Consider the following 17015-nt stretch of genomic DNA (forward strand, 5'->3'; position numbering starts at 1 on the left):
GGCTCTTGATAATGACATAAAATAAGCGGCGCCATTTCATGCACTTGCCGAATTTTGGCCAGTTTTCTTCCCTCCAATCAGTGGTAATTCTATGCGCTTGTTGACTGCTGCCCGCAACAGGACGGATCCCGTCTCTCTCTCTTTTCTGGCCGTGACCTTCATGACCGGGGTGGCGGTGGCGCTGCAGGTGCCCACCCTGAGCCTGTTCCTGGCCGAGGAGGTGCAGGTGCGCCCCTTCCTGGTGGGGCTCTTCTATACCGTCAACGCGGTGATCGGCATCCTTATCAGCCAGTGGCTCGGCCACCGCTCCGACAACAAGGGGGATCGCAAGCGGCTGATCCTGCGCTGCTGCTTCGCCGGCGTGGTGCTCTCCCTGCTGTTTGCCTGGAACCGGCAATACTGGCTGCTGGTGAGTCTGGGGGTGCTGCTGGCGAGCCTGGCCGCTACCGCCAGCCCCCAGCTGTTCGCGCTGGCGCGTGAATACGCCGACAGCCGCAACAAGCGGGCCGACATGTTCAGCTCGGTGCTGCGGGCCCAGTTCTCGCTGGCCTGGGTGATAGGGCCCCCCATCGCCTTCGCGCTGGCCATCGGCTACGGCTTCGAGGTGATGTACCTCGCCTCCGCAGTGGCCTATCTGCTCTGCGCCTTCGTGGTGTGGCGCTGGCTGCCCTCGCTGCCGCTGCCGGTGATGGACAGCGAGGTGGAACGGGTCAGCAGCTGGCGGGATCCGTCGGTGCGCGCGCTCTTTATCGCCTCCACCCTGATGTGGACCTGCAACAGCATGTACCTCATCAACATGCCGCTCTACATCACTCGCGAGCTGGGGCTGGAGGAGAAGCTGGCCGGGGTACTGATGGGCACGGCGGCGGCTCTCGAGATCCCCTTCATGCTGCTGGCGGGTCACTACACCCAGCGTTTTGGCAAGCGCCCCATGATGCTGCTGGCGGTGTTGGCCGGGGTGGGCTTCTACGTGGGGCTGGTGACCCTGTCAAGCCAGCATGCCCTCATTGCGCTGCAACTGCTCAACGCCATCTTCATCGGCATCGTCGCCGGTATCGGCATGTCCTACTTCCAGGATCTGATGCCGGGCCGCGCCGGGGTGGCGACCACCCTGTTCGCCAACAGCATCCGCACCGGCTCCATCATGGCGGGGGCGATAGCGGGGACTGTGGCGGAGATCTGGAGCTTTCACGGGGTCTTCATGGTGGCCATGGGGCTGGCGCTGCTGGCACTGGCTGCCTGCTGGCGGGTGCCGAACGTCTGAAGCCAAAGGGGTGGGCTTGCCCCGCCTCACTGCCTGATGGCGGCGGGTTAGCGGTCGCTGTCGTCCTGATATTCGTTGCGCAGGCAGCGCAGCAGCAGCTCGGTGGCCGGGCCCAGGGCGTCGGCCGACGGGGTCAGCAGATAGGTATAGAGGTGGCGCTCGTTGCCACCGGCCAGATCCAGCGCCACCAGCTCGCCGCTCGCCAGCTCCTCCTGCACCAGGTGGCGGGGCAGCCAGGCATAGCCGAGGCCGAGCTTGAGCATGGCGATCACCTCGTGGTAGTGGGTCGCCTTCCAGCCGGTGTCGTCCGCATCGTTCCAGTCCACCGAGCGGTGAATGGGGGGGTGCAGGCTGATCTGGTTGTGGCCGGCCAGCGCCTCGGCGGCGATGGCGCCGCCCTGAGTGGCGAGCGGGTGATCGGCCGCGCAGAGCGGCAGCAGACACACCTCGTCCAGCGGCAGACCGGTGCGATCATGGGGCAGGTGCTCCGAGAGCATCAGATCCCCCACCTGCAGGGCGTTGAAGTGGCAGTGGATTCGCTCGTGCAGATTGACCCGGCAGCCCCGGCTGCGGGGGTAGAAGTGGGCCAGCGCCCGATAGAGCCGCTCGCGCGGCTGCATCACTGACACATAGAGGTTGATCTGCGGTTCCCACTGCCGCTCCAGGTTGTTGGCCAAGTTCTCCAGCTCTTCCACCTGCTGACTGAGCTGACGGGCACGCTTGAGGAAGATCTCCCCCGCCGGCGTCAGCACCGCCTTGCGCCCTCTCACCTCCAGCAGGGCCACCCCCAGACTCTGCTGCAGTTTGGCTACCGCATGATTGAGGGAGGACTGGCTCTTGTTCAGTGCCTCGGCGGCCTGGGCGTAGCCGCCACAATCCACCACGGCCTGAAAGATCCGCCATTGCTCAAACGTGCTCTTGGGACGAAACATATCTCAACCTGATAAGGGACTGGATGGAACGGGCCTTGCCATATTCGCAACAGGGTGCCGACGGCACCCTATTGAATTTAACCCCATGCCGCGCAGGGTTGGGGTTATTTTGTTGATTTATTTGGGCTGGGCCACAAAGGTCTGGCCGGTTTTGCCCTTGCTGTCCACTCCCATCAGATAGAGATAGAGCGGCATCAGGTCGGCCGGAGTCTTGAGGGTCTGCGGATCTTCGGCCGGGAAGGCGCTGGCCCGCATTTTGGTGCGGGTGCCGCCCGGGTTGAGGGTGTTGACCCGCACCGAGGTGTTCTCCAGTTCGTCCGCCAGCACTTCCATCATGCCTTCGATGGCGAACTTGGAGATGGCATAGGTGCCCCAGTAGGCGCGGCCCTTGCGGCCCACGCTGGAGGAGGTGTAGACGATGGAGGCATCGCCCTGCTCCTTGGCAGTCTGGCGAATGAGCGGCAGCAGCGCCTGGGTCAGCAGGAATTCGGATTTGACGTTGACCTGCATCACCTCGTCCCACTCCTGCTCCTGGATGTGTTCGAACGGTGACAGGGTGCCGAGCAGGCCGGCGTTGAACAGCACGCCGTCGAGACGGCCGAACTGCTGGGCGAAGGTCTCGGCCATGCCGCGATAGTGGGCGGCGGTCGCCCCCTTCAGATCCACCGGCACGATGGCGGGCAGCGGGTGGCCGGCCGCTTCGATCTGGTCGTAGACCGCCTCCAGCTTGGCGCTGGTGCGTCCGAGCAGGATCACGGTGGCGCCGTGGGCCGCATAGGTGAGCGCCGCTTCGCGGCCGATGCCGTCACCGGCACCCGTGACCAGAATGACCTTGTCCTTGAGCAGATCCTGGGGGGCCTGATAATCGAACATGACAACTCCTGTTAACAATTCGTGGCTGATGCGCCCGGCAATAGAGGGGCAAGTGTACTGATCCCGCACGGCGTTTGACCAGTATGAGATGGCAAAAATGTGAATAAATCAGAGGGGTTGTGATTGTCGATTGGCATTTCTGACGGGTTGACGCAGAGTTTTTGCGCGCACCGGGCAAACTCCCTAGAATGTGAAAAAATCGTCCCCCCGGGGGCACACCAGTGGAGCATCAAGTGGCATTTTTGACCGAATACGGCCTGTTCCTGGCCAAGACCATTACCCTACTGCTCGCCATCGGCGCCGTCATCCTGATGGTGGTAAGCAGCCGTCAGCCCAAATCACGCAAGGGGGAGCTGGTGGTGACCGATCTCTCCAGCGAGCTGGAGCAGGGGCGTCACCAGTTGCAGGCTGCATTGGCCGGCAAGGCGGAGCGCAAGCAGCTGGAGAAGGCGCGCAAGGCCGAGCACAAGGTCCGGGCCAAGAGCGAAGATGCGCGCAGCCGGCTGTTCGTCATCGATTTTCACGGCAGCATGGATGCCAGGGAGGTAGCCTCCCTGCGCGAAGAGGTGAGCGCCGTGATAGGCGTAGCCCAGCCGGGGGACGAAGTGCTGCTGCGGCTCGAATCCGGCGGCGGCGTGGTGCACGGCTACGGTCTGGCGGCCTCCCAGCTGCAGCGGCTGCGGGATCGTGACATCAAGCTGACCGTGGCCATCGACAAGGTGGCGGCAAGCGGTGGCTACATGATGGCCTGCGTGGCGGATCAGATCCTGGCGGCGCCGTTCGCCATCGTCGGCTCCATCGGGGTGATCGCCCAGTTGCCGAACTTCAACAAGCTGCTGAAAAAGCACGACATCGAGTTCGAGATGCACACCGCCGGCCAGTACAAGCGCACCATCACCATGTTCGGCGAGAACGACGACCTGGGGCGCGAGAAGTTTCGCGAGGAGCTGGGCGCCATCCACGAGCGCTTCAAGGCATTCGTGGCCGAGCACAGACCCAACCTCGACATCGACAAGGTCACCACAGGCGAGCACTGGCTGGCGAGCCAGGCCAAGCAGCTCGGGCTGGTGGACAGCCTCTGCACCAGCGATGACTATCTGCTGGCCCAGGCCAGCCAGCACAAGGTGGTCGGCATTCGCTACAGCAAGCCCAAGAGCCTGACCCAGAAGCTCGGCCAGCAGGCTGCCGTGGCGCTGGAGTCGGGTCTTGGTCGGCTGTGGCAGCAGGGACCGTGGCGCTAAGAACCTGTTCCGACCTTACTGCGAGGTCGTGATCAAGGCTCATGTGCTGCTCGCTTGTTTGTAATCAGGAGGCTCACGTATGTCTATACGCTCCGGTTCCTGCGCTGCTCTTCACCTTGCTGACGACCTCTCGCGACAGTTCGAAAACAGGTTCTAGGAAGCCGTTCAAAGAGCAACAAAAAGCCGGGCACTTGCCCGGCTCTCTTTTTTATAGGGTTGGTGCGCCTTAGCGCTGGAACGGGTAGACGGAGCCCAGTTTCAGGATCTGGGTCAGCTCGTCCAGCGCGGTGCGGGACTCCATGACCAGCGCCGGGTCGCGCAGGTCGTCCAGCGCCAGGCTGTCGCGGTAGTGTTTCTCCACCCAGGCGTCCAGGCGGGCAAACTGGCCGTCGTTGATGAGGCAGGCCGGGTTGACTGCGGCCAGCTCGGTGTCGTTCATGGCGACCCGCAGCCGCAGACAGGCGGGGCCGCCGCCGTTCTTCATGCTCTGCTTCACGTCCATGTAGTGCACCCCCTTGATCGGGGTCCCCAGGGTCACCAGCTTGGCCAGATAGGCTGACACCGCCGGGTTGTCGCGGCACTCGGTGGGGGCGATGATCGCCATCTCGCCGGACGGCAGGGTCAGGATCTGGGTGTTGAACAGATAGGATTTCACCGCATCCTGCACCGACACCTCGGCAGTGGGCACCTCGATAAAGTGCAGCTCGCCGTCACCGAACTTGGTGCGCACCTCGGCCAGCGCCGATGCGGTGTTGAGAAACGCCTGCTGGTGGAAGAACAGCACGTTCTGGTTGCCCACCGCGATCACGTCGTTGTGGAAGACCCCCTGATCGATCACGTCCGGGTTCTGCTGGATGAAGACCGCGCTCTCGTCCCCCAGGCCGTGCAGGCGGGCGATGGCCTGGCTTGCTTCCAGGGTCTGGCGGGCCGGGTAGCGTTTGGGGGCGGGCTGGGAGACATCGAAGGCGCTGCGGCCGTAGACGAACAGTTCGACCCCGGACTCGCCATAGGCGCGGCACAGCCGGGTGTGGTTGGCGGCACCTTCGTCACCGAAGTGGTCGTTCTCCGGCAGGTGCTGATGGTGGTAGAAGTGGCGGTCGTTGTTGAACACGGCGCGCAGGATGCGACCGGTCACCTCGGGCTCGAGGGAGCGGTGAAACTTGTTGGTCAGGTTGGCGGGGGTAAAGTGGATGCGGCCATCCTGGGTATCGGCACTGGGGGAGACGGTGGCGGCGTTGGCGGTCCACATGCTGGAGGCCGAGTAGCAGGCGGCCAGCACGGCGGGCGCCTGTTTGGCGGCCTGGGCCAAGACGCTTGCATCGTTGCCGGTGAAGCCGAGGCGACGCAGGGTGGCGAGATCCGGTCGTTCCTGCGGGGCCAGTACCCCCTGCACCATGCCGAGGTCGGTCAAGGCCTTCATCTTGCGCAGCCCCTGCTTGGCGGCCTCCTTTGGATTGGACGCTTCCTTGGCATTGTTCTGGGAGGCGACGTTGCCATAGGACAAGCCGGCATAGTTGTGGGTCGGGCCGACCAGGCCGTCGAAGTTGACCTCGAAGTGCTTCATTGAGTACATCCTTTCGATTTTTATATGGGTAGCGGTTCCTTCCGCGCACAATGCTGCGGGATGCAGCCATTATAAGGAGATTTTGTCTTTTGTAACAAGCTGATAACGAAACTGGTTTGTTATGTTACAAGAGCGGTTGGTTATGTCGTTTCCAATATAAAAAGAGGGTGGATATAGCATAAAAATAAAAAAGCGGTTGCTTCCCGCGGCTCGGCTTCGCATTAATAAATAAAGAAGCAAGGTGGTTCGGGCTGCTGGGCAAATTTGCTCACAAGATTGCTTTTTCCCGTCAAATCTCTTATACAGCCCCACAAAACCGCACACCAACCCCGTCGGGTGCAATGAGGATAATAGTTACAGCATGGGCAAATCACTGGTCATAGTGGAGTCTCCGGCCAAGGCCAAGACCATCAACAAATATTTGGGCAAGGACTACGTGGTGAAATCCAGCGTTGGTCACGTGCGCGATCTGCCGACCAGCGGCAGCGCCAGCAACGAGCCCAAAAAACCTGTCATTCGCGGCATCAAGCTGAGCGAATCAGAAAAGGCTGCCAAGGAGCGCAATGCCCTGTTCTCACGGATGGGGATCAATCCGACAGCAGGCTGGCAGGCCAACTACCAGATTTTGCCCGGCAAGGAAAAAGTGGTCAGCGAGTTGCAGAGTCTGGCCGAGAAGGCCGACACCATCTATCTCGCAACCGACTTGGATAGAGAGGGGGAAGCGATCGCCTGGCACCTGCGCGAGATCATCGGCGGCGACGACAGCCGCTACAAGCGCGTGGTGTTCAACGAGATCACCAAGACCGCCATCCAGGAGGCGTTCGCCCAGCCGTCCGAGCTGAACATTCACCGCGTCAACGCCCAGCAGGCCCGTCGTTTCCTCGACCGGGTGGTGGGTTACATGGTCTCCCCGCTCTTGTGGAAGAAGCTGGCCCGCGGCCTCTCCGCCGGCCGGGTGCAGTCCGTCGCGGTGCGTCTCATCGTCGACAAAGAGCGCGAAATCAAGGCCTTCGTACCGGTGGAGTTCTGGGATCTCAACGCCGACCTGCTGACCGGTGATAACGCCGATCTGCGGATGGAAGTGGTCAGTCGCAACGGTGCCGACTTCAAGCCGGTGACCCAGGCCGAGACCTTCGCCGCCGTGGCTGCCCTGGAAGGGGTCGACTACAAGGTGGTGAACCGGGAAGACAAGCCGACCGGCTCCAAACCGTCCGCCCCCTTCATCACCTCCACCCTGCAGCAGGCGGCCTCCACCCGGCTGAGCTTCGGGGTCAAGAAGACCATGATGATGGCCCAGCGCCTCTATGAAGCGGGTTACATCACCTATATGCGTACCGACTCCACCAACCTCAGCAAAGAGGCGGTCGAGGCGGTGCGGGAATACATCGGCGAGCAGTATGGCGCGGCCTATCTGCCGAGCGATCCGAACCTGTACGGTGCCAAGGCCAATGCCCAAGAGGCCCACGAGGCGATCCGCCCCTCCAGCGTGCTGGTGACGGCCGAGATGCTGGAAGGGATGGAGCCGGACGCCATGCGGCTCTATGACCTCATCTGGCGTCAGTTTGTCGCCTGCCAGATGACCCCGGCCCAGTACGACTCCTCCACTCTGACCGTCAAGGCGGGCGAGTTCGAGCTCAAGGCGCGCGGCCGCACCCTGCGCTTCGCCGGTTGGACCAAGGCGCTGCCGCCGATGGGCCGCAAGGGTGAAGACAGCCAGCTGCCGGCGGTGACCGTCGGCGAGGTGCTCAAACTGGTCAAGCTGGATCCGCGCCAGCACTTCACCAAGCCGCCCGCCCGTTTCACCGAAGCGGCGCTGGTGCGCGAGCTGGAAAAGCGCGGCATCGGCCGCCCATCCACCTACGCCTCCATCATCTCCACCATCGTCGACCGTGGTTATGTGCGGGTCGAGAGCCGCCGTTTCTTCGCCGAGAAGATGGGTGAGATCGTCACCGACCGGCTGGTGGAGAACTTCGTCGAGCTGATGAACTACGAGTTCACCGCCAAGATGGAAGACAAGCTCGACGGCATCGCCGAGGGGAGCCTGGAGTGGAAGAAGGTGCTGGATGCCTTCTACGCCGAGTTCACCCAGGAGCTGGAAAAAGCGGATCTGCCGGTGGAAGAGGGGGGCATGCGTGCCAACCAGATGGTGCTGACCGACATCGACTGCCCGGATTGCGGCCGCAAGATGGGCATTCGTACCGCCACCACCGGGGTCTTCCTCGGCTGTTCCGGTTACGCATTGCCGCCCAAAGAGCGCTGCAAGAAGACCATCAACCTGGTCTCCGCCGACGAGTTCGTCTCCGCCACCGACGGTGACGAGGCCGAGACCGAGGCGCTGCGCGCCAAGCACCGCTGCGGCGTATGCGGCACCGCCATGGATGCCTACATCATCGACGACAGCCGCAAGCTGCACGTCTGCGGTCGCAACCCGGATTGCGACGGCTACGAGATCGAGAAAGGCCAGTTCAAGCTCAAGGGCTACGAAGGGCCGAGCATCGAGTGTGACCGCTGTGGCAGCGAGATGCAGCTCAAGAACGGCCGCTTCGGCAAGTACATGGGTTGCACCAACGACACCTGCAAGAACACCCGCAAGATCTTGAAAAACGGTGATATCGCGCCGCCGAAGGAGGATCCGGTACCGCTGCCGGAGCTGAAATGCACCCAGTCCGACGCCCACTTCGTGCTGCGTGACGGTGCCGCCGGTCTGTTCCTGGCTGCCAGCAACTTCCCGAAATCCCGCGAGACTCGTGCGCCGCTGGTGGAAGAGCTCAAACGCTTCAAGGAGCGCCTGTCGCCCAAGCACCAGTACCTGGCCGATGCCCCGGCGTCAGATCCTGACGGTAACGCCTCCATCGTGCGCTTCAGTCGCAAGACCAAGGAGCAGTACGTGATGACCGAGGTCAACGGCAAGGCGACCGGCTGGACGGCGCACTACGACAACGGCAAGTGGCAGGAGAGCCTGGCCAAGTCGAAGAAGGCGTGATTGCGCAGCGCGCACACTCTGATGAAAGAGGCCCCTTGCAGGGGCCTTTTTGTTTTCAGATGGCGGTATACTGAAACCGCTGCAAGGATGGCAGCGCTGGACACGGAGGTTGTGATGGAGATTAACGAGATCCGGCCGGGAATGACCTGTCTGACCCGGGAAGGAACCGCCTATGTGCTGGAAGTGGACAAGCAGAGTCTGCTGGTGCTGCTGCAACGGGAGTACGAAACCATCCCGGTGCAGGTGCGCAGCGACGAGATCCTGGCCCCCATCACCCGGTGAGGCGGGCCGCCATCGTCAGAAGGGCAGGAGAAACAGCAGCTCGGCGAGGTCGGGCTGCCACTGCCACTCCTTCATCCTGACCCGCCCGCCAATCACGGGCACCCCCTCTTCCTGCAGCAATCCCGCCTGTCTGTCAAAGCCGGCCGACCCCTTGGGCAGCGATATGGTGCCCGCCGCGCCCAGCACCCTGTGCCAGGGCAGCACCTTGTCGGTCTCCCTCAGCACCTTGCCTACCAGCCTGGCCCGGCCTGGCAGCCCCGCCAGATCCGCCACCTGGCCATAGCTCACCACGCGACCGGCCGGGATCAGGGCCAGGATCGCCTCGATGCGGGCCACCTTGTTCAGCGGGGCTGGGGTCGATTCCGTTCTCATGAAGTTGACTCGTCAAAAACAACAGAAGCGCCATTGTGGCGCTTCTGTCGGGTGACTGGCAAATGTGTCAGCCGAAGGTCTGGCTGAGCCCCTTGAGCTGCCTGGCCCGCTCCAGCAGCTCCTGACTGGAGTCGTCGACCTCCTGCATCTTCTGGCTGTTGGCATGGGAGTACTCGGAGATCTGGTGGATGCTGCGGCTGATGTCCTCCACCACCGTCTGCTGCTGCTCGGCGGCGGCGGCGATCTGGGTGGAGAACTCGGTCACCAGCTCGATCTCCTGCAGCACGGTATGCAGGCTGCTGGAGCCCTGACGGGTCATCTCGGCGCACTCGCGGGTCTGCTGCAGGTTCTCCTGCATCATCCCCTTCCAGCGGCCCAGGGTGTGCTGGATCTGCTGGATGCTGCCCTGGATCTGCTCGGTCGCCTTGTGGGTGCGGGTCGACAGGGTGCGCACCTCGTCGGCCACCACCGCAAAGCCGCGCCCCTGTTCACCAGCCCGGGCCGCCTCGATGGCGGCGTTCAGCGCCAGCAGGTTGGTCTGGTCGGCGATGCCCTGGATCTCTCCCATCACGCTGCCGATCCGCTCCGACTCGCTGGCGAGCTCCACCGCCGAGTTGAAGGCGAGCTCCGCCTGTCTGGCGAGCTGCTCGATGCGCTGCTCGGTCTGGGCCAACTGCTTGTCCGTGTGCTGGCAGCGGCTGCGTGCCTCGCTCACCTGACCGTTGGAGTCCTGGATGTTGCGGGCAATCTCGTGGGCCGTGCTGGCCATCTGGGTCATGGCGGCGGCCATCTGCTGGGTCTGGGCATCCTGCTCGTTGATGTCGAGGCAGGCCTGATGGGAGGCCTGTTTCAGGTTGGTGGCCAGGGTCTGCAGCGGGTTGGTCGCATCGTTGACCCGGCCCAGCACGGTGCGGATGCGGGCCTGCAGCATCTTGATGTGAAAATCGGCGATGGCGCCGGGGCCGTCACCTGAGTAGACCAGCCGGGTCAGGCTGTCGTATTCGCGGCCGAGCTGCTGCAGATAGAGCGGCAGGGCGAAGAGCTCGCGCCAGTAGGCGCCGCCGATGAGCAGCAGGGGCAGCAGCATCAGCAGGGCGGTCATGGCCCCCTGGCTGGCGAAGGCCCAGCCTACCAGGCCGAGCAGCAGCAGGGCGATGGACGGTGCGCGCACCCGGGCAAGGGAGGGGAGGCGGCTGCCGGTGCCGCGCTCGGCCTTGAGCAGGGCCTGGTAGGCCTGGCCGGCGATGCGCTTGAGCTGGGGATCGGGCTTGCAGCGCACCGACTGGTAGCCGCTGATCCGGTTGCCCTCGTAGATGGGGGTCACATAGGCATCGACCCAGTAGTAGCGGCCATCCTTGCAGCGGTTCTTCACCATGCCGCGCCAGGGCTTGCCCTCCTTGAGGCGGGCCCAGAGATCGGCGAAGGCGGCCTTGGGCATGTCGGGATGGCGCACCAGGTTGTGGTTGTGGCCGACCAGCTCGTCGACCGAGTAGCCGGCGATGCGGCAGAAGGCGGGGTTGGCGTAGGTGATCACCCCGCGCAGATCCGTGGTGGAGACCAGTTGTTCGTCGGCAGGAAACTCCACTTCGCTGTCCAGGGTATGGACGTCTCTGCGGGCCATAGGAATACGCTCCGATGTTCTAGTTGATAACTTTGTCGTTGTTATTGTGGCAGATCTGGAGATGGCCGCAGGCTCGCGCCAGCGGGCGGCAGATCGGCTTCATAGGGGGCTGAATTTTGCCAACAATGGCGGATGAATGGTAGGGGCAAGTTGATGTTTTGTTGGTTAATCGTAAAAAAGGCGGCCATCGGGCCGCCAAGGAAAAAAGATAACACTACCTCTGTGGTACCCGGTAACGCACCTGGAGCTGGTCGAGGATCTGCAGCTGGCCCGGCAGACGGGCGGCGAAGTGCTCCCACCCCTTGCGGGCGGGAGCACTCCAGGCCACCTCGGCGGTCGCCAGCATGCGCGGGAACAACATATAGTCGAGACGATCGCGAGAGGTGATCAGTTCCGACCATAAGGGGCTCAGCACCCCCAGGATGTTATCGTTGGCATGGAAATCGGCTGGGGCCGGGTCGCACGCGTAGACCTGCGCCAGATTGAGGGTGCCCGCCCAGTAGAGGCCAGGTTCATGGATGTCCTGACTCCAGGCAAGGTCCAGATAGAGGTGCTGGGCCGGCGCCATCACCACCGGATAACCCGCAGCGGCCGCGTCGAGCCCGGCCTGGAAGCTGGTCCAGGCGAAGATGGTGGCGTCCCGGCTCACCTTGTCGCCGTGCAGGATCTCCTCCCAACCCAGCATCCGCTTGCTCTTGCCGGCCAGGTACTGCTGGCAGTGGCGCAGCAGGTGGCCCTGCAGCTCGCGACAATCCTGATAGCCCTGCTGCTTCATCAGTTGCTGGCAGGCGGGGCTGTCGGTCCAGACCCCGCTGGGCACCTCATCCCCCCCCATGTGTACCAGTGGCCCCGGGAACAGCTCGCACACCTCGTCCATCACGGCTTCCAGGAATTGATAGGTGCCGGGCAGGGCCGGGTTGAGCACGTTGTCGTCAAAATATTGCACCGACAGGTAGCGGGAGCGGTCGGCCTCCTCCACCAGCAGTTCGGGCAGCGCCTTGATGGCGGCGTGGCAGTGACCGGGAATGTCTATTTCCGGGATGATGGTGATGCCAAGCCCGGCAGCATAGGCCACCAGCTCGCGCACCTCGCTCTGGGTGTAGTAGCCGCCATAGGGCTCCGGGCCGCCGCTCAGCTGGGGCCCGACGGCCAGGCCGTGGCCGCGCCAGGCGGCCAGCTCGGTCAGCTGGGGGAAGGCCTTGATCTCGAGGCGCCACCCCTCGTCATCGGTCAGGTGCCAGTGGAAGCGATTGAACTTGTAGAGGCTCATCAGCTTGAGCAGGCGCTTGAGGGTGGCGAGGGAGTGAAAGTGGCGGGCACAGTCCAGAAAGATGCCGCGAAAGCCAAAGCGCGGCGCGTCGCTGAGCTCGATGCAGGGTAGGCTCTCGCCGTGCTGCAGATACCACTGGGCCAGGCTGACGAGGCCATGGCGCCAACCTGCCTCGCCGCCGGCGGCAATCACTATCTCCTCCGGGGTGATGGTGAGCCGGTAAGCCTCCGGGCCCAGGCCGCTTTCAACCAGCCGGATCTCGGCGTCGTGATCCTGCGCCAGCGCGAGCCCGGTCAGCTCGTTGAAGTGGGCCAGCAGCGGGCCGAGCAGGGGGCTCGGGCCGCTGACGTGGGCGCGCTCCGCCAGCCGGAAGTTGCCCTCCAGCAGCAACAGCCGATCCGGCTGGGGCACTATGCCGGCGAGGGGCTCCACCTCGGGCAGATCCGGCGCCGCAGTGGCGGATTGTGGCAGGCCCAGCTCCTCGCCGGTCAGCTCCACCGGCATCAGCTGGGGGCCGCTGCTGGCCCGGGGCAGGCTCAGGAAGAAGCCGCGCGGCATGTCGGAGAGGCGCTTGATGGGGGTGCTGCGACAGCAGAAGCGCAGCTCACTGGCCCCCGTTTGCGGGATCAAGACCTTGTAGCTGCCGCTCTGGCGCTCCAGCTCCCCTCCCTCTACCGAGCCTGGGTCGATGTGACGGGCCAGGCAGAAGTGGAGCTTCCAGGGGGCATCTGGCAGCTGGCTCAGGCTGAAACGAAACCAGACGTCGTCACCATCGCGTCGGTCGACCTCGGTGTGGATCAGGGGTGCGGACATGAAAACTCCTTCGGTTGCACGAGCAGGGGGCCGGCCGCCCTGGTGAAGGCGGCTGGCGATGGTTGAGGGGAGGGCGTGCCGGTGCTGGCCCGGTACACCCGGTTCAGGAGTGCAGGCATGGCAGCGCCTCCGTCTTGGCAAACAGGATGGCCCCCTCCAGCGCGTCGGCAGCGGGGCTGACCAGCGGCAGGTGCGCCAGACGGGGGGCGAGGCGCATGCCGATGCCGCCGAGCAGGGCAATCCGGTCGGCGCCCAGCTGGCGCATTCCCTCCAGCAGGATGGCCAGCTGCTGGCAGGTCTCCTCCAGCAGCTGGCAGGCGAGCTCGTCGCCGTCGCTGGCGGCATCGAACACCCAGGGGGCGAAGCGGCCGTAGTCAGCGGGGATGGCGCGGGCGGCCCAGCGTACCACCTCGGCCTGATCCCGCTTGAAGTGATCGAGCAAGCGGATGGCCAGGGTGCTGGGGGGCAGGATGCCGTCGTGGCAGAGCAGGGATTGCTGGATGGCGCGCAGCCCCAGCCAGGCGCCGCTGCCCAGATCCGAGATCGGAAAACCGCGACCGGAGCAGGTGTGCAGCTGGCCGTGGCGATAGATGAGCCCGGCCGAGCCGGTGCCGGCGATGAGGATGGCCCCCTCTTCGCCGCCAAAGGCGCCCAGGCAGGCCCCGAAGGCGTCGGAGGTGAGCCGCACGCTCGCAAAGGGGAAGGGCATGGTCAACATGGCGTGATAGCAGTCGGCCAGCTCGGCGGAGGCGAGCGCCAGCCCGACCCCCATCCGTTGCTGGGCATCCTCAGCCAGCTCGGCCTCGAGACGGGCCTGCTCGATGGCGGCCAGCACGTTGCTGTGGGCGAGTGCGATGCCGAGCTCCAGATTGGAGCCGGCGGCGCGCCCCTCGCCGAGCAGCTTGCCGGCCCGATCCCGAATGCGGGCGCGAGTATGGGTGCCGCCGCCATCCACCCCGACCCAGTACTCAATCATGGTGGCCTCCCTGCGCGCTTTGCCAGGTGATGGCCAGGGCAAACCAGGCGGCGTGCGGGATCCACTGCTCACCCCAGCGCCAGTTCTGATCCAGCCGATCCTTGTAGGCCTCGGGGATAAAGGCCACCTCGTTTTCGTCATCAAACCCTGAGGTAATGCCGTTGCAGATCCCCCCCAGCGCATTGGGATAGCCGGCGGTGTAGGCGGGGTTGTTGCTGCCATGACCCGCCAGCATGCAGGCGTTGAAGGGATTTTGCCCCAGGATCCAGTCGAGCTGGTGCTGGCCGAAGGTGCGCAGCAAGCGGCTCTGGTGCGGCAGCTGGGCCGCGGCGGCAAACGCCATGGCCGCCAGCGAGGCGAGGCGAGCGTTCTCCCCCTGCCACCAGTAGCCCGACTCGTTGTGGTGGGGCATAAAGAAGCTGACGCGGGGGGCTTCGCCAACCCCTTTCACATACTGGCGGGCGAGGGCAAACGGGTTGCCGGGGCGGGCACAGAGCGCCAGCTCGGCGGCCAGCGCCTGCTCGATCACCCGCTGCACCGCGCTCTTGCGCTCCCAGTCCGGCTCGATCCCCACGTATTCCAGCAGGGCCAGCACCGGCAGGCCCGCCTCGGCGGCGTGGTAGTAGGGGCGCGCGCCATCCTCGTTGGCGGCCCAATAGTGGCCGAGCTCAGGGTGAGGGTGCTGGCGGGCGCAGAGCTTGTCGGCCCGCACTCTGGCCTCTGTCAGCCACTCTGGGCCCAGGGTGCGGGTCAGCTCGACCGCCGCCAGCAGGGCGCAGTAGTCGTCGATGATGTTCTCGACCCCATCGTCCAGATAGGTCAGGTTGTGCTCACGCAGGTGCAGGTAGCCGCGTCTGGCCGCCTCGGTATAGCCGCTTGCATCGAAGTCGCCGCTGACGCTCTCGCGGGCGGCGCGGGCCAGGGCGGCGATGGCCATGCCGCCCCCTTGCCGAAAACCCGCCTGCCAGTTGGCGGACTTGAGCCCCTGCTGGGTGGCGTAGGCGCACAGCTCGCGCTGCTCGGGATCCTTGCTCCACTTGTCGAACAGGGTCATATAGAAGAAGCCCGACTCATCCTGCATCCGGCAGAGAAAATCCGCGCCGTGCAGCGCCTCGTCGTTGAGCCGCTTGCAGAGGTTGACCCCGTCGATGTCGCGGCGCGGGGCCAAGAGCTCCCGGCACTTGAGCAGGGCCCAGACCACCATGGGGGTCTGCTGGGGGTTGAGGTAGTTGGCGTAAGAGAGGTGGCTCAGGTATTTGCTCATGTCGCCGCTGGCATCGAACCAGCCGCCGTGCACGTCCCGGCGCCGGTCGCTGCCAAACAGACGGGCGCTGCGGTCGGCCCGATCGAAGGCGCCGCTGGCGCGCTGTCCCTTGAAGTAGTGGATGACGTCGGAGAGGCAGCGGCTCGCCAGCAGATCGGGGCCGATGGCAAAGCGGGTAGAGCGGACAATGCCTTGGGCGGTGATCGCCTCCAGCCGATAGTGGCCGGGCTCTTGGAATGCCGAGAAGTCGGCGCGCCAGTAAGCACGGCCCTGCCAGCCGGGGACGCTGCCGGCCGCTTGCAGCGGGGTTTCAAACAGGATCTGGCCATCACCCTGGCGTTGCAGCCTGACATAGCCGCCGAGATCATGGGCGGGGGTGGCTTGCAGCAGGGCGATCTTCTCCCCGTCGCACGGGTAACCCACCTGATTGATCAAGAGTTCCATCGAGGTATTACTCCTGTGGTTCACCGACAGGCGGTGAGGCACATCACGGGGCCATGGCCGCCCCGTATCGAGGCATGGCCGGACAGTGCTGTCCGGCCGGTTCAAGGCTCACCCTCACTCGTAGAGGTAGCAGCGCACAAAGTGGTTGTCGGCAAGCTTGCTGACGGGGGGCAGGGTCTCCTTGCAGCGCGGCATCACCTGATTGCAGCGCCCGGCGAAGGGGCAACCGCAGGATTCCGGCGTCCAGAGCGGGATCTCCCCCTTGCGCCCCCCCTCCAGCTCGGCGTGGATGCTCTTCTCGGGGTCGGGTACCGCCGAGATGAGCAACTGGGTGTAGGGGTGCTGGGGGTGGTGCAGGATCTCGTCCACCTTGCCCCACTCCACCATGTGCCCGACGTACATCACCGCCAGATCCTCGGCCACGTAGCGGGCGGTGGCGATGTCGTGGGTGATGTAGAGCATGGAGACGCCGAGCTCATCCTTCATCTGCTCCATCAGGTTGAGGATGCCGATACGAATGGAGACGTCGAGCATGGAGGTGGGCTCGTCCGCCAGCACCACTTCGGCCTCCACCGCCAGGTTGCGGGCGATGTTGACCCGCTGGCGCTGGCCGCCGGAGAGCTGGTGCGGGTACTTGGCCGCGGTCGCCTTGGCGGGGGTGAGCCCCACCTTCTCCAGCAGGCCATAGACCATGTCGGGCAGGTCACGCTTGTCGATCACCTTGCTGTGCAGCAGCAGGGGGCGGGCGATGTGGTGGTAGATGGTGTGGGTCGGGTTCAGCGAACCGAACGGATCTTGCCACACCATCTGCACGCTCTGACGGTAGTCGAGCAGGGCGGTGCCCTTGTTGAACTCCTCCAGGTCGCGGCCGCGATAGAGGATGCGGCCGCCAGAGAGCTTGTACATCTTGGCGATGATCTTGGCGATGGTGCTCTTGCCTGAGCCGGACTCTCCCACCACCGCCAGGGCGCGGCCCCGGTGCAGGTTGAAGGTGATGTCCGAGAGGGCCCGCATCTTTCCGCTCTTGATGGCGTTGGAGTTGACGGGGAAGTCCTTGTAGAGGTGCTGGACTTCGATGATGGGGGCGTCGGTTTGGGCGATTTGCATGACAGACAT

At 64.5% G+C, this 17015-nt stretch carries 13 protein-coding genes; 4 read left to right on the plus strand and 9 right to left on the minus strand.

Annotated elements, in window-relative coordinates; translation table 11 throughout:
• Positions 1–91: 91 nt before the first annotated feature.
• Positions 92–1264: an MFS transporter gene (locus AB5Y94_RS13645; RefSeq protein WP_005303290.1), complete on the plus strand. Its 1173-nt coding sequence runs from the start codon at positions 92–94 to the stop codon at positions 1262–1264.
• 47 nt (positions 1265–1311) lie between these two features.
• Here the strand turns inward: AB5Y94_RS13645 and AB5Y94_RS13650 are convergent, their stop codons facing one another.
• Together AB5Y94_RS13650 and AB5Y94_RS13655 are read right to left on the minus strand one after the other, a co-directional pair.
• Positions 1312–2196, minus strand: a complete 885-nt coding sequence (locus tag AB5Y94_RS13650) for a LysR family transcriptional regulator (protein WP_010633255.1) — start codon at positions 2194–2196, stop codon at positions 1312–1314.
• A 117-nt stretch (positions 2197–2313) separates the two neighbouring features.
• A complete protein-coding gene (locus AB5Y94_RS13655; RefSeq protein WP_042051058.1) occupies positions 2314–3069 on the minus strand; it encodes a YciK family oxidoreductase in 756 nt (251 codons plus the stop codon).
• 233 nt (positions 3070–3302) lie between these two features.
• On the opposite strand from AB5Y94_RS13655, the gene sohB reads away from it, so the two are divergent.
• Positions 3303–4310: a protease SohB gene (sohB, locus tag AB5Y94_RS13660; protein WP_368205793.1), complete on the plus strand. Its 1008-nt coding sequence runs from the start codon at positions 3303–3305 to the stop codon at positions 4308–4310.
• Positions 4311–4536: 226 nt separating this feature from the next.
• On the opposite strand, the gene astB is transcribed toward sohB, so the two are convergent.
• Positions 4537–5874 (minus strand): N-succinylarginine dihydrolase, encoded by a 1338-nt coding sequence (astB, locus tag AB5Y94_RS13665; RefSeq protein WP_005303281.1) that lies wholly within the window; start codon positions 5872–5874, stop codon positions 4537–4539.
• Between the two features lie 361 nt (positions 5875–6235).
• Between astB and topA the strand changes: the two genes are divergently transcribed.
• Positions 6236–8857 carry a type I DNA topoisomerase gene (topA, locus tag AB5Y94_RS13670; RefSeq protein ID WP_010633259.1) on the plus strand — a complete coding sequence of 874 codons (2622 nt, stop codon included), beginning with the start codon at positions 6236–6238 and terminating at the stop codon, positions 8855–8857.
• Positions 8858–8971: 114 nt separating this feature from the next.
• A complete protein-coding gene (locus AB5Y94_RS13675; protein WP_005303277.1) occupies positions 8972–9139 on the plus strand; it encodes a hypothetical protein in 168 nt (55 codons plus the stop codon).
• Positions 9140–9154: 15 nt separating this feature from the next.
• Here AB5Y94_RS13675 and AB5Y94_RS13680 read toward each other — a convergent pair whose 3' ends face one another.
• From AB5Y94_RS13680 to AB5Y94_RS13705, 6 genes are all read right to left on the minus strand, one after another.
• On the minus strand, positions 9155–9511 hold the full coding sequence (locus AB5Y94_RS13680; protein ID WP_005303274.1) for an MGMT family protein: 357 nt from the start codon (positions 9509–9511) through the stop codon (positions 9155–9157).
• A 67-nt stretch (positions 9512–9578) separates the two neighbouring features.
• Positions 9579–11132: a methyl-accepting chemotaxis protein gene (locus tag AB5Y94_RS13685; protein WP_368205795.1), complete on the minus strand. Its 1554-nt coding sequence runs from the start codon at positions 11130–11132 to the stop codon at positions 9579–9581.
• Between the two features lie 214 nt (positions 11133–11346).
• Positions 11347–13215 (minus strand): beta-N-acetylhexosaminidase, encoded by a 1869-nt coding sequence (locus AB5Y94_RS13690; RefSeq protein ID WP_368205797.1) that lies wholly within the window; start codon positions 13213–13215, stop codon positions 11347–11349.
• A 103-nt stretch (positions 13216–13318) separates the two neighbouring features.
• On the minus strand, positions 13319–14191 hold the full coding sequence (locus tag AB5Y94_RS13695; RefSeq protein WP_368205798.1) for a BadF/BadG/BcrA/BcrD ATPase family protein: 873 nt from the start codon (positions 14189–14191) through the stop codon (positions 13319–13321).
• Positions 14184–15899 carry a glycoside hydrolase family 9 protein gene (locus tag AB5Y94_RS13700; protein WP_368205800.1) on the minus strand — a complete coding sequence of 572 codons (1716 nt, stop codon included), beginning with the start codon at positions 15897–15899 and terminating at the stop codon, positions 14184–14186. Before AB5Y94_RS13700 ends, AB5Y94_RS13695 begins: the two co-directional genes overlap by 8 nt.
• Positions 15900–16013: 114 nt before the next feature.
• The gene (locus AB5Y94_RS13705; RefSeq protein WP_368205801.1) at positions 16014–17006 is read right to left on the minus strand and encodes an ABC transporter ATP-binding protein; all 993 of its coding nucleotides are present in this window, start codon (positions 17004–17006) and stop codon (positions 16014–16016) included.
• Positions 17007–17015 lie beyond the last annotated feature (9 nt).

Source organism: Aeromonas sp. s5, from assembly GCF_040907865.1.
GTDB lineage: Bacteria > Pseudomonadota > Gammaproteobacteria > Enterobacterales > Aeromonadaceae > Aeromonas > Aeromonas dhakensis.